10 protein-coding genes are annotated in these 12,430 nt (G+C 70.4%); 8 read left to right on the forward strand and 2 right to left on the reverse strand.

What is annotated here, in order from left to right; genetic code table 11:
• The first annotated feature begins 60 nt into the window (after nucleotides 1-60).
• Together YIM_RS29655 and YIM_RS29660 are read left to right on the forward strand one after the other, a co-directional pair.
• A complete protein-coding gene (locus YIM_RS29655) occupies nucleotides 61-2,295 on the forward strand; it encodes a sensor histidine kinase (RefSeq protein WP_153033471.1) in 2,235 nt (744 codons plus the stop codon).
• Nucleotides 2,296-2,431: 136 nt separating this feature from the next.
• Nucleotides 2,432-2,836 (forward strand): hypothetical protein, encoded by a 405-nt coding sequence (locus YIM_RS29660; protein WP_153033472.1) that lies wholly within the window; start codon nucleotides 2,432-2,434, stop codon nucleotides 2,834-2,836.
• 19 nt (nucleotides 2,837-2,855) lie between these two features.
• On the opposite strand, the gene YIM_RS29665 is transcribed toward YIM_RS29660, so the two are convergent.
• On the reverse strand, nucleotides 2,856-3,482 hold the full coding sequence (locus YIM_RS29665; RefSeq protein WP_153033473.1) for a helix-turn-helix domain-containing protein: 627 nt from the start codon (nucleotides 3,480-3,482) through the stop codon (nucleotides 2,856-2,858).
• 78 nt (nucleotides 3,483-3,560) lie between these two features.
• On the opposite strand from YIM_RS29665, the gene YIM_RS29670 reads away from it, so the two are divergent.
• From YIM_RS29670 to YIM_RS29690, 5 genes are all read left to right on the forward strand, one after another.
• On the forward strand, nucleotides 3,561-4,478 hold the full coding sequence (locus YIM_RS29670; RefSeq protein WP_153033474.1) for an alpha/beta fold hydrolase: 918 nt from the start codon (nucleotides 3,561-3,563) through the stop codon (nucleotides 4,476-4,478).
• Between the two features lie 19 nt (nucleotides 4,479-4,497).
• A complete protein-coding gene (locus tag YIM_RS29675; protein WP_228004087.1) occupies nucleotides 4,498-5,130 on the forward strand; it encodes an IclR family transcriptional regulator in 633 nt (210 codons plus the stop codon).
• 94 nt (nucleotides 5,131-5,224) lie between these two features.
• A complete protein-coding gene (locus YIM_RS29680) occupies nucleotides 5,225-6,436 on the forward strand; it encodes a CaiB/BaiF CoA-transferase family protein (protein WP_153033475.1) in 1,212 nt (403 codons plus the stop codon).
• A gap of 2 nt (nucleotides 6,437-6,438) precedes the next feature.
• The gene (locus YIM_RS29685; RefSeq protein ID WP_153033476.1) at nucleotides 6,439-7,287 is read left to right on the forward strand and encodes a hydroxymethylglutaryl-CoA lyase; all 849 of its coding nucleotides are present in this window, start codon (nucleotides 6,439-6,441) and stop codon (nucleotides 7,285-7,287) included.
• 97 nt (nucleotides 7,288-7,384) lie between these two features.
• A complete protein-coding gene (locus tag YIM_RS29690; RefSeq protein WP_153033477.1) occupies nucleotides 7,385-8,659 on the forward strand; it encodes an SLC13 family permease in 1,275 nt (424 codons plus the stop codon).
• Nucleotides 8,660-8,780: 121 nt separating this feature from the next.
• On the opposite strand, the gene YIM_RS29695 is transcribed toward YIM_RS29690, so the two are convergent.
• A complete protein-coding gene (locus tag YIM_RS29695; protein WP_153033478.1) occupies nucleotides 8,781-9,779 on the reverse strand; it encodes a DUF3558 family protein in 999 nt (332 codons plus the stop codon).
• Between the two features lie 124 nt (nucleotides 9,780-9,903).
• Between YIM_RS29695 and YIM_RS29700 the strand changes: the two genes are divergently transcribed.
• Nucleotides 9,904-12,429 (forward strand): penicillin acylase family protein, encoded by a 2,526-nt coding sequence (locus YIM_RS29700; protein ID WP_153033479.1) that lies wholly within the window; start codon nucleotides 9,904-9,906, stop codon nucleotides 12,427-12,429.
• The last annotated feature ends 1 nt before the right edge of the window (nucleotide 12,430 follow it).

A 12,430-nucleotide genomic window follows, 5' to 3' on the forward strand; every position in this document is an offset into this window, starting at 1 on the left:
CTTCTACTGGACAGGAGGTATCGTCGCTGGCCTGGACGTTTGACCAGGTTGGGGTGACGGGTGTCTGGGGAAGCCGTGCGGTTGCTTGGCGCATTCGGCCACCGCTACGCGGCCGCGGTACGGCTGGCGACCCTCGTGCCCATCGGCGCGGTCGCCCTGCTGCAACCCGCGCCGGGAGCGTTCGCCAGCACGCTGCTGGCGGTCGTCGTGGCCGGCGCGTGGACCGGTGGGTACTGCTGGTGGCTGGCCAAGGGCGAGGGCCGGACCGGCACGAAGGCGATGTCGCTCGATGTCGCGGTGCTGATGTGCGTGTACCTGAGTGTGTTGTGGACCGACGCGGTCGCGGCGGCCAACACCGGCTGGCTGCGGCTGCTGATCCTGTTCGCGTGCGTGACCTGGCAGTGGCACACCTCGCTGACCGCCGGTCTCATCGCGGCGGCCGTGGCCGGTGGCGCGTCGAGCACGCTCGTCATCGCGGGCGACCCGGCCGACCCCACCCTGTTGCAGTCGCAGACGTGGGCACCTGTGATAGCGGTGGTCTCGCGCGTGGCGTGGGTGCTGATCACCCGTGCGGCCGAGCGCGCCGACCGGATGGCGGCCGAGGCGGAGCGCGCCCGCACGGAAGCGGCCGTCGCGGAGGCCATGCGCGCGGAGGAACGGGAACTGGCGAACTCGTTGCACGACACCGCCGCCACCACGCTGCTGATGGTCGGCGCCGGGCAGGTCCCGCCCGACGCGAGCTGGCTCAGCGTCCAGGCGCGCCGTGACCTGGACCGGCTACGTTCGCAGAGCGGGCCGCCGCCGGACCGGGCCGACCTCGTCGGCCTGCTGCGCGACGACCTCGACGGGGGTTACCTGACCGTCGAGTTCGACGGCCCGCCGCGGTTGCTGCTGCCGTTCGACGTGGCCACCGCGATCGCGGGTGCCGCGCAGGAAGCGCTCAACAACGTCCACCGGCACGCGGGCACCGACCGCGCGACCGTCCGCCTGCACGGCGACGACCGGGCGTTGTGGGTCGAGATCGCCGACGAGGGCCGCGGCTTCGACGTGAGCCGCGCACCGGCGACCCGGCGTGGTCTCCGGGAGTCCGTGCACGGCCGGATGTCCCACGTCGGTGGCACGGCGGTGATCAACTCGGCCGAGGGGTCGGGCACGGTGGTGCGGCTGGAATGGCGGGCCGGTACGCCGGACGATCTCGACCACGCGGAACTGACCCGGATCCCGTTGCGGCGCGGCCTGCGGATCGCGACGCTGCTGGTGGCGGTCGCCGGTGTGGCCGGTCTCGGGCTGGCCAACCTGCTGGGCAGGCTGGACGAGCACGACGCGCCCGCGGCGCAGTTCGCCGCGTTCGCCGTGCTGGCCGGGCTCCTGGCCGCCGAGGTGGTGCTGGTGGCGCGCCACCGGTCGTGGGGACGGCTGGCCGGGCCCGCCGTGTCGCTGGTGTTCGCCGCGTCCGTGCTGTCGTACCTGACGCTGCCGGACGGTCCGACCTCGGCCGGGGTGGACTGGGCGTTCGGCGCGGCGAACTGGGTCGGGCTGGTCGTGCTGGTCGACCGTCCGTTCAGGACAGTGGCGGCGTTCCTGGCCGGTCACGAACTGCTGGCGTTCGCCAATCTGGCGCTGTCGCACGATCTCAGCCGCGACTCGCTGGCGCTGTTCGCCACCGGCTCGGTCACCGTGGTGGGTTTTCCGCTGTGCCTGGTCGTGCTGGCGGCCGTGCTGGGCCGGATCGGCGCGCAGGCCGCCGCGGCGGCGCGGGAACTCGAAGGCGTGCGCACCGCCGACGCCGTCGCACTGGCCGCGCACCGCCGGCGTGTGCAGCGGTTCGCCGAGCTGTCCGCGACCAGCGTGCCGCTGCTCGAAGGACTCGCCGACGGCTCGCTGACACCGTCCGATCCCGAGGTGCAGCGCCGGTCGGCGGTCGAGGCGGCCAGGATGCGCAGGCTGTTCGCCGAGCGGGACCTGGTCGACAACCCGCTGCTGCACGAGTTGCGGTACTGCGCGGACATCGCCGATCGCAAGGGTGTCGAGGTCGAACTGGACGTGCGCGGTCAGTGGCCGGTGCCGCCGGTCGTGGTCCGGCGCGACCTCACCGACGCCGCGCTCGCCGCGCTCGCCACCGCCGCCTCGTGGGCGCGGGTCACCGTCGTGGGCAGCGAGGACCTGGTCTCGGTCAGCGTGGTCGCGGACTGCGCCGAGGCGCCCCCGCCGGCCCCGGCAACCGGCGAAGTGCGCGTGGAATCCTTCATCAGGGACGGAATGGTGTGGCTGGAGGCCCGCTGGCGGCCGAACTGATCACTGCGCTCATCACGAACGGCTTGCGGCGATAGCAGGCACGTCCACCAGTGCTTCCAGGTTCGTCCCAGATTCCCACCAGATCGACTGGGCAGTGTCGGCCTCGCGACCGATTCCGACGTGAGGGGTAGTAGTCATGCGCAGAACAGTCCAAGCCTTCGTCACGTGTGCCAGTGCTCTCGGCCTTGTGCTGGCCGGTGCCGGACCCGCGGGAGCCTCCGCCGGCCAGTCCGCGAGCCAGGCCTGCGAGCCCGGTAGCCGATGGGGCACCACAACGATTTCGGGCGCCCTGTTGCAGTACGACATCTGCATCGAGCCGGCCGGGGCGAATATCAACCTGTACCTGGAGGACACCGCGAAGGACGGGCGGCGGGCCGAGGCGTGGCTCGTCACGTCCATCAACGAGTACGAGCTTTTCGAGGTGACCGGCGGGCGGGGCGACTCGGACACGCACTGGCTGTTCAAGCAGGAGGCCTACGTGAAGGTCAAGCTGTGCACCAGCGACGCGAACCTCGACCGCAAGTGCGGCAAGGCGATTTAGCCTGGCGTGACTCAAGGCGTCAGGTGGCGAAGACGGTGCGGACGACGGACTCGTCGCCGTCGATTTCGATCAGGCCGAGAGCGCGGGCGTCGCTGAGGGCGAGGGCACCGGCGGCGAGTCCGAGGACGCAGTCGGGATCGGCGCGGACGGTGGCGTCGAGGTCGCGACCGTCGTCCGGGCCGATCTCGAAACCGGACCGCGTTGCCCGGAGTTCGAAGAGCCTGCCGCCGATCTCGAGGCCGATCGTCGCCGAGGGGCGCACCTTGACCCGGGAATCGAGCAGGGCGGGAACGGCGAGGGCGAGCCACTCCGGGCGGAAGGCGTCGCCCTCGGGGCCGCGGGTCATCAACGGGGTGGACCAGCGGATCAGGCTCTCGATCGGCTCGCGCAGTTCGGCGCCCCACGGCGTGAGGGCGTACTCGACCACGCTGCCCGAGCCTGCCAGTCGCCGCTCGACCACACCTGAGGCTTCGAGATCGCGGAGCCGGTCGGCGAGCAGGTTGGTCGCGATGCCGGGAAGGCCGTCGAGCAGCTCCCGGTAACGAGCGGGGGCGACGAGGAGCTGCCGGACGATGAGCAGGTTCCACCGATCGCCGACGACTTCGAGGGACCGGGCGAGCCCGCAGTACTGGCCGTAGCTACGCATCGTTTCCTTCAACTTGGCTTTCTCAAGTGCGCGTGACAAACTCAAGTCTACCGCAGGGCCGAGTCGAGAGGGTCACCAATGGCCGATACCACCAAGAGCGCGCGGCCCGCCTGGGTCGACGACGACCTGTTCCCGTTCGAGAGCCGCTTCGCCGATATCGACGGGCACACCGTGCACTACGTCGACGAGGGGTCAGGCCCCGCACTGCTGTTCCTGCACGGCAACCCGACCTGGTCGTTCCTGTGGCGCGACGTGATCCGCGCGCTGCGCGACGACTTCCGGTGCGTCGCCCTCGACTACCCCGGCTTCGGACTGTCGACGCCGAAGCCCGGCTACCGCTACCTGCCCGAGGAGCACGCGGACGTGGTCACCGGGTTCATCGACGCGCTCGGCCTCAGGGGGGCCACTCTGGTCGGGCAGGACTGGGGCGGCCTGATCGGCCTGGCCGCCGTGCAGCGCCGGCCCGGCGTCTTCGATCGGCTGGTGCTCGCCAACACCTGGGCCTGGCCGGTCGATGGCGTACTCCACTTCGAGGCGTTCTCGCGCATCCTCGGCGGACCCCCGGCCCGTTTCCTGGTCCGGCGGCTGAACCTGCTCGTCAACGCGTTCATCCCCACCGGCCACCGAAAGCGGAAGCCGACCGCGGCCGAGATGGCGCACTACCGCCGGGCCATGGACACACCCGAGCGGCGCCAGGCCTCCGCCGTACTCCCCGGCCGGGTGCGCGCCAGCCGCGCCTTCTTCGCCGAGATCGAGAACGGCTTCGCCGACATCGCCCACCTCCCGACGCTGATCGTGTGGGGTGACGCGGACATCGCCTTCCGCCCGCAGGAACGCGAACGCCTCGAAGCGACCTTCACCGATCACCAGACCGTGATCGTCGAAGGCGCCGGCACCTACGTGGAGTCCGACGCGCCCGAGGAGTTCGTCGCCGCGATCCGCGACTGGACGGCGACACCGCGGACTGACACCAGTCACGCGGGCGAGAGGGACTGATCGGGCTACGGTAAGCGATGTGGCGGACAACGAAGCGACCGGCGTTGGGGTGCTCGACCGGGTGATGGCGATTCTCGACGTGGTCGAGGCGAACCCCATGGGCGCGAGCGAACTGGCGCGCACCCTCGGCCTGTCGGTCCCCACCGCGCATCGCCTGGTCTCCGCGATGGTCAAACACGGTCTGCTGCAACGCGACGCCGACGCGCGCCACCACCTCGGACCGCGGTTCGCCTCGTCGGCGGTCACCGTCGCGTCGCTGCCGGCACTGGAAGAACTGCGGACGAAAACCGGCGAGACGGCACAGCTGTGGGTCCGCCGCGGCGACGACCGGTTGTGCGTGGTCTGCGCGGAGTCCACAGAGGAGCTTCGGGCTTCGCTGCCCGTGGGCACGGCGCTGCCGTTGTCCGCCGGAGGATCCGCGGCGAGGGCGCTGCTCGCCGACGACGAGCAACGGGTGTTCGAGAGCATTTCCGAGCGCACGCCGGGCCTGTGCTCGATCAGCGCCGGGGTGCGCTTCCGCGGCGCCGTGATCGCCGCCGTGTGCCTGGCCGCGCCGGTGTTCCGGGTGCGCGACGACGGCCCGGCCGCCCAGTACGGGGAACTGGTCGAGCAGGTCGCCGACCAGCTCGAAGTCGCGCTGCGTTACCACTGATCCCGGATCGGCCCTTGCGGCGGGGGGCGGCTGCACCTACCGTGCTTATCGGTATATGACATCGCTTCTCATTATTCGATAAAGGAGCCGCATCGTGGCCGACGCTCCGCTGACCGGGATCCGGGTGCTCGAACTGGGAAGCTTCATCGCGGCCCCGTTCGCCACCCGGCTGTTCGCCGACTTCGGCGCCGAGGTGATCAAGATCGAACGGCCGGGCACCGGGGACGAGCTGCGCGGCTGGCGGCGCGGCCGGGGCGAGACCTCGATGATGTTCCGGACCATGGCGCGCAACAAGAAGTCGGTCACCCTCGACCTGCGCAGCGACGAAGGCCGCCGGATCGCGCTGGACCTGGTGCGGCACACCGACGTGGTGGTGGAGAACTTCCGGCCGGGCGCGCTGGAACGGCTCGGGCTGGGACCGGACCGGCTCACCGAGGCCAATCCCGACGTGGTCGTGGTGCGGATCTCCGGCTACGGCCAGACCGGCCCGTACCGGGATCGCGCCGGTTTCGGCGGAGTCGCCGAAGCGTTCGCCGGGCTGCGGCACGTCACCGGCTATCCCGACCGGCCGCCGGTGCGCTCCGCCGCACCGATCGCCGACACCGCCGCCGGGCTGCACGGTGCGGTCGGCGCGCTGATCCTGCTGCTCGCCAAGGCCAGGGGCCAGGCACCGGCCGGGCCCAAGCTGGTCGACGTCGCGCTCTACGAATCGGTGTTCATGATGATGGACTCGCTCATCCCCGACCTCGACGCCTACGACATGGCACGCGAGCGCACGGCCGGGAACCTGCCCGGCGTGGTGCCCAGCGGGGTGTACCCGGCGGCGGACGGCCAGTCGGTGGTGATCGCGGGAAATTCCAGCGGTGCCTTCGGCCGCCTGATGTCGGCCGTCGGCCGCGACGACCTCGCCGCCGACGCCACCCTCGCCGACGGTGATGCCCGCTACGCCAGGGAAACCGAACTGGACGACGCGATCACGGCGTGGACCTCCCGCCACAGCGCCGCCGAGGCCGTCCGGATCCTCAGCGAAGCGGGCGTGCCCGCCGGTCCGGTCTACGACGCCCGTGCCATCGCCGAAGACGAGCACTACCAGGCACGCGGCATGGTGCGGCCGATCAAGGTCGCCGTCGACGGGGAACCGGAGGACATCCGCTTCCCCGGCGTGGTGCCGCACCTGCCCGCCACGCCCGGTGAAGTCCGGTGGGTGGGCCCCGAGCTGGGCGAGCACACCGACGAGGTGCTGGGCGGGCTGCTCGACATCCCGGACGAGGAACTGGCCGGGTACCGCGCCAGGAAGGTGGTGTGAGCATGGCGGTCACGATCACCGACGTGGTGCTGCGGGACGGGTTGCAGGACGAACCGGTCGTGGTGCCGGTCGCCGACCGCGTCCTGATCGCGGAGGCACTCGTCGCCGCCGGGGTACGGCACATCGAGGCGGCCTCGTTCGTCAACCCTCAGCGCGTTCCGCAGATGGCCGGGGCCGAGGAACTGCTGCAACGCCTGCCGGACCGCGAAAACGTGCGGTACAGCGTGCTGGCCTTGAACGCGCGCGGGGTACAACGGGCTGTCGCCGCCGGAGCCGAGGAGATCGTCGTGGTCGCCTCGGCCAGCCCTGGACACAGCCGCGCCAACGCCGGGCGCGACGTCGACGCGGCGATCGCCGACATCGCCACGGCCGTCGCGGAAAACCCCGGCGTACGCTTCGCCGCCGGGATCTCGACGGCGTTCGTCTGCCCCTTCGACGGTGAAGTCCCGCCTTCCGCACTGCTCGCCGTGACCCGGCGTTTCGCGGACATGGGCGTCCGGCGGATCGGCCTCGCCGACACCCTCGGCACCGCCGAACCCGCCCGGGTTTCCCGGTCGCTGTCCTACGTCCGGGATGCCCTGCCGAACCTCGAATTCGGCCTGCACCTGCACAACGCGCACGGTCAGGCACTGTCCACAGTGGGCGCCGCGGTGGACGCGGGCATCACCCGGTTCGACAGCGCCGCGGGCGGTTACGGCGGCTGCCCGTTCGCCCCCGGCGCCCACGGCAACATCGCCACCGAAGACCTCGTGGCGTACCTGCACGCGCGCGACATCCCCACCGGGATCGACGAGACCGCGCTCGCCGCCACGGTCGTCCTGATCAAGGACGTGCTCGCCCGCGCGGCCTGAGTGGTCACGACAGGAACCACCGAGTTCCACACTTTTCGATGCCTCGTCAATGGTGACGTGGCCCGTCAGGGCTCGCGTGATCGGAAAAAGGTCAGTCATGGTCCACGCCGTTTCCCTGGTGGCGCTCGTCGCGGTGTTCGCCACCGCCACCGTGCTGCCGGTCAACATGGGCGTTCTCGCCTTCGTCGCCGCGTTCGGCGTCGGCGCTCTCTCCGGGGTCTCACTCGACGACGTCCTCTCGTTCTTCCCCGGTGACGTGTTCATCCTCATCGCCGGGATCACCCTGCTGTTCGGCGTGGCGAAGGTGAACGGCACCATCGACCTGGTCATCACCGCGTCGCTGCGGCTCGTGCGCGGCAGGCGGTGGGCGATCGTCTGGCTGATGTTCGCGCTCGCCGCGATCCTGATGTCGCTCGGCTCGGTGCTCGCGGCCGCGATGCTCGCCCCGGTGGCGATGCCGATCGCCGCCCGCCAGCGGATCAACCCGCTGCTGATGGGCATGATGCTCATGCACGGCATGCTGTCCACGGCCTTCTCCCCGATCACCGTGTACGGCGCGTTCACCAGCGGTGTGGTGGCGAAGGCGGGGTTCGACGTCAGCCCGGTGCTGCTGTTCGCCGTCCCGTTCGGACTGAACCTGCTCATCGCCGGACTGCTGTTCGCCGTGCTGGGCCGCGATCTCTTCCGCGCCCATGAAGACGAGGAAGAAGAGCCGACGGATACCACCGGCGGCGGCGGTCCACTTGCGACACTCGCGCCGCCGATCACCCAGACCGGCACGAAGGTGACCCCGATGCGTGTGGTCACGCTCACCGGGATGCTGGTGCTGCTCGTTGCCGGCGGGCTCGGCGTGGACGTGGGTGTGGCCGCGTTTGTCATCGGCGCCCTGCTGCTGCTCGCTTCACCGACCGCGCACAAGGCCGGGTTCGACAACGTGAACTGGTCGGCCGTGGTCCTGGTGTGCGGAATGCTCAGCTACATGGCGGTGCTGAAGGAGAACGGCACACTCGACATGCTCGGCGACGCCGCCGCTTCGCTCGGCTCACCGTTGATCGCCGCGTTGCTGCTGTGCTTCGCGGTCGGCGTCGTGTCGGCGTTCGGCTCGTCCATCGGCACGCTCGGCATCGCGCTGCCGCTGGCCTTCCCCCTGCTCGAAATGGGTCATCTCAGCGTCGCCGGGGTGGTCGTCGCACTCGCGTTCTGCTCCACTGTGGTCGATGTGAGTCCGTTCTCCACCAACGGGATCATCATCCTCGCCCAGTCACAGGTGGCCGACAAGGCCCGCTTCCAGCGGCAGATGCTGGCCTACTGCGGAACGGTCATCGTGCTCGCCCCGTTACTGGCGTGGACGCTCGCGGTGGTTCCCTTCTAGCGCCGATCATTCCCGCCGACGGGAGCACCGGAGCCGAACCTGCCGATCCGGCTCTGGATAAGCGGTGCGGTCGCCCTCGCCGGGGCCGGCTTCCCAGAACCATCCACTCAGGACAGTGAGGTCAGGCGCGACCCAGCGACGGCACCACCGTCTTGGCCACGGCAACCGCCTTCGAGCACGCGGTCGCGGTGTCGAGTCCGCTCTCCGGCTCGCCGCTGAACTGCACGGAGACGATCTCGCCGTACCCGCGGGCTTCGTCCTCCTTCGGGGTTTCGACCCGGCGCCAGGACACGTCGCAGCTGACCACGCTGCTGTCGGCGTCCTTCTTCTGGATGGCCGTGACACCACCGCCCAGGTCGGCGGGCTCACCGTCCTCCGCGTCGGCGGGCAGACCCTGGTACAGGCGCACCGACACCTGCGGATAGCTGGTGCCGTCACCGGACCACAGATCGCACTGGTGCAGGCTCTTGGGCTCCACAAAGGACTTCTGCTGGAGGGCCGCCTCCACGGCCTGCCGGTCGGCCACCGCGCACGGGTCGGTGGTCAGCACGGAACCGGGCACCTGCTGGTACTGCGGCGGCGTGCCGCGCAGGGCCTGTACGACCTTGGTCAGCGCGGTGCGGCCGGGCGCGCAGGCGTCGCCGCCGGGGCTCTTGCTCTGGACCGTGATGCCCAGCGACTGCTCGAACGACGTCACGACCGAGACCCAGCACGAACCGGGCTTGTCGGCGTCGACCACCAGCGGAAGGCCTTCGAGTTGCTCGACCGGGTCGTCCGGCATGATCAGCTGGTGGCCGACGCGCAGCACCAGTTCGACGGTCTGCCCGCCGGCGTCCTTGACGTCGACACCGCACTCACCCCACTCGGAGGAGGAGAGGCTGTCCTGGTCCGGGGTGCCGAGGTCACCGAGGGTCTTGCTGTCCAGCAGCGCGCACGGGTCCACCGTCCGCAGCGCCGCCGCCTGCACCGCCGGGTCGGTGATCTGCGGTTTCGCCGCCGACGGCGCCGGGGTGGACGTGCCGGCGGCCGGGCCGCCACCACCGCATCCGGCGAGGAAGGCGAGCGATGCCACGCCGGCGGCCAGCGTCGAGGCCCGGAACGTGCGACTTCTGGTGATCATGACCGGCACCGTAGCGAAGTCAATCACCCGTTCGTGGCGAAATCTCCAAGAATGTGGATAGTCTGTGAAAGGTATTCCTCCGCGAACCCGCTGTTCCCCGACGGTTTGTGGTACCAACAGTCGTATGCGATCTCGGACGGCACGCGGGTGGCGGGCGCTGGGGCTGGGCGGATTGCTGGTGGCGTCGATGGTCACCGGCCAGGCGGCGGGCATGGCGGCGGCCCCGGAGCCGGATCAGGTCTACCCCGTCGACGGGCTGGCCGAGCCGGTCGACATCCTGGTCGACGACAACGGTGTTCCGCACATCTACGCGGGCGAGCACTACGACGTCTACTTCGCGCAGGGGTTCAACGCCGCCCGGGACCGGCTGTGGCAGATCGACCTGTGGCGCCGCAAAGGCCTCGGGCAGCTGTCCGAGGTGCTGGGGCCGGCGTACGTCGAGCAGGACCGGGCGAACCGGATGTTCTCCTACCGCGGCGACATCGACGCGGAGTGGCGCGCCTACGGCAACGACGCCAAACGGCTCGCGGAGTCCTACACCGCCGGGATCAACGCCTACATCGGGCTCGCCAGGGAGAATGACGAGTTGATGCCGTGGGAGTTCGAGTTCCTGCGGTACCAGCCCGACGAGTGGGCCCCGGAGGACGTCGTACGGCTGCGCACCCACGCGCTGGTCGGAAACCTGACCAGCGAGGTGGATCGGGCCTATATGGCGCGTGACTTCGGGCTGCGGTACGAAGACATCCGGCAGCCGCTCGACGCCGGTTGGCGGACGCGGCTCCCCCAGGGGCTGGACCTCGGTCTGCTGCCCGAAAATCGCGACGAATTGCTCGGCGTGTACGACCTCGCCACCCAGGGCGTCACCTTCGCCCCGCAGGACCTCGAAGCGATCGGCGGCTTCGGTGGCACCACGCTCGGCGGTCAGGCCGTCCGCCCCGCGGACAAGTCCGAACAGCGCCCAGTCCGGGAAAACGCGGTGCCCAGTGGCCGCCTCGCCGAGGGCGAGAACGAGGAAGGCTCGAACTCGTTCGCGGTCTCACCCGGGCGCACGGCGGTCGACGGACCGCTGATCGCCAGCGATCCGCACCGGGTCCAGGCGGTGCCGTCGCTGCGCTACGCCGCGCACCTCAACGCGCCCGGCATCGACGTGATCGGCGCCGGTGAGCCGGGACTGCCCGGACTCTCGCTCGGCCAGAACCAGGACATCGCGTTCGGGCTGACGGTCTTCGACATCGACCAGGAGGACCTCTACGTCTACCGGACCCGCCCCGGGCAGCCGAACGAGTACCGCTACCAGGACCGCTGGGTGCCGATGAGCGTGCAGTCCGAGGAGATCCCGGTGCGCGGCGGCGGCTCGGAGACCGTCGAAATGAAGTTCACCCGGCACGGACCGGTGATCTACGAGGACCCCGAGCGCCAGGTGGCCTTCGGCGTGCGCACCGTGTGGAGCGGGCCGGGGACGAGCGCCTACTTCGGCAGCATCGAGTACATGCGCGACGCCGACTGGGGCGGCTTCCTCGATTCGCTGAACCGCTGGGGCACGCCTGGCGAGAACCACCAGTACGCCGACGCCGCGGGCAACATCGGCTGGAAGCCGGCCGGTCGCACGCCGGTCCGCCGGAACTGGGACGGGCTGCTGCCGGTCCCCGGTGACGGCCGGTACGAGTGGAACGGCTTCTACCGCATGGACCAGCTGCCGGTCAGCCACAATCCCGGCCGCGGGTGGCTGCAGACCAACAACGAGTCGCGCCTGTTCGACGAGCACGAAACCGGGCCGCTGCCGGAGTACGTCCACCGCAAGATCGGCTTCGAGGCCGCCAATCCGTGGCGGGCGCTGCGCACCCGTGAGGTGCTGTCCGGGATGGACAGGGCGACGCAGGAGACGATGCTCGAGTTGCAGACCGACCACGTGTCGATCCCCGGGCGGCGGCTCACCGCGGCCATCGCGGCGGTGAGTTCCGACGACCCCGCCGTGCAACGGGCGCTCACCGTGCTGCGCGAATGGGATCACGAGATGTCGCTCGACTCCCCCGCCGCCGCGCTCTTCGACGTCTGGACCGACCTGCACGGCGCGCGCGGCACCGGCGACGGCTTCCTCGGGCAGGCGTTGCTGGAGGCCGCCGTCGACGATCCCGCGGCGGTGGCGGCGATCGGGCGGCCGAGCAGCACCACGACCGTGGACATGATCGAGAATCCCGGCAAGTGGTTCGGCGGCGACGCGGTCGCGGTGCGGGACGCGGCGATCGAATCCAGTCTCGCCGCCGCGGTCCGGAAGCTGACCGGCGACCAGGGCGCCGACCCCACCGGATGGCGCTACGGGTTCTACAACAAGCAGGAACTCATCCATCCCCTCTCGGATCTGGTCGACCCCGAAACCCGGCGCGCCATCGACATCGAACCGCGGGAAAAGGGCCCGGTCAACGAGACCGTCGGCGACGAAGGCGCGTCATGGCGCTACATCGCCGAGCCCGGCAACTGGGACGACGCGATCGCGATGAACAATCCCGGGCAGTCCGGCGACCCGGAAAGCCCGTTCTACGAGAACCTTTTTGTCCCGTGGGCCGAAGACAAGATGTTCCCGCTCCACTACGACCGCGAGGACGTCGAAGCGAACACCGCGATGCGCATCCGGCTCGAACCGGCGGGTTAAA

It is taken from the genome of Amycolatopsis sp. YIM 10 (genome assembly GCF_009429145.1).
GTDB lineage: Bacteria > Actinomycetota > Actinomycetes > Mycobacteriales > Pseudonocardiaceae > Amycolatopsis.

Bases quoted from the DNA above. Each gene is read 5' to 3' on its own strand.
- YIM_RS29690 (WP_153033477.1), top strand. From the start codon at position 7,385: ATGGTCCACGCCGTTTCCCTGGTGGCGCTCGTCGCGGTGTTCGCCACC.
- YIM_RS29665 (WP_153033473.1), bottom strand. From the start codon at position 3,482: ATGCGTAGCTACGGCCAGTACTGCGGGCTCGCCCGGTCCCTCGAAGTC.
- YIM_RS29660 (WP_153033472.1), top strand. From the start codon at position 2,432: ATGCGCAGAACAGTCCAAGCCTTCGTCACGTGTGCCAGTGCTCTCGGC.
- YIM_RS29695 (WP_153033478.1), bottom strand. From the start codon at position 9,779: ATGATCACCAGAAGTCGCACGTTCCGGGCCTCGACGCTGGCCGCCGGC.
- YIM_RS29700 (WP_153033479.1), top strand. From the start codon at position 9,904: ATGCGATCTCGGACGGCACGCGGGTGGCGGGCGCTGGGGCTGGGCGGA.
- YIM_RS29670 (WP_153033474.1), top strand. From the start codon at position 3,561: ATGGCCGATACCACCAAGAGCGCGCGGCCCGCCTGGGTCGACGACGAC.
- YIM_RS29685 (WP_153033476.1), top strand. From the start codon at position 6,439: ATGGCGGTCACGATCACCGACGTGGTGCTGCGGGACGGGTTGCAGGAC.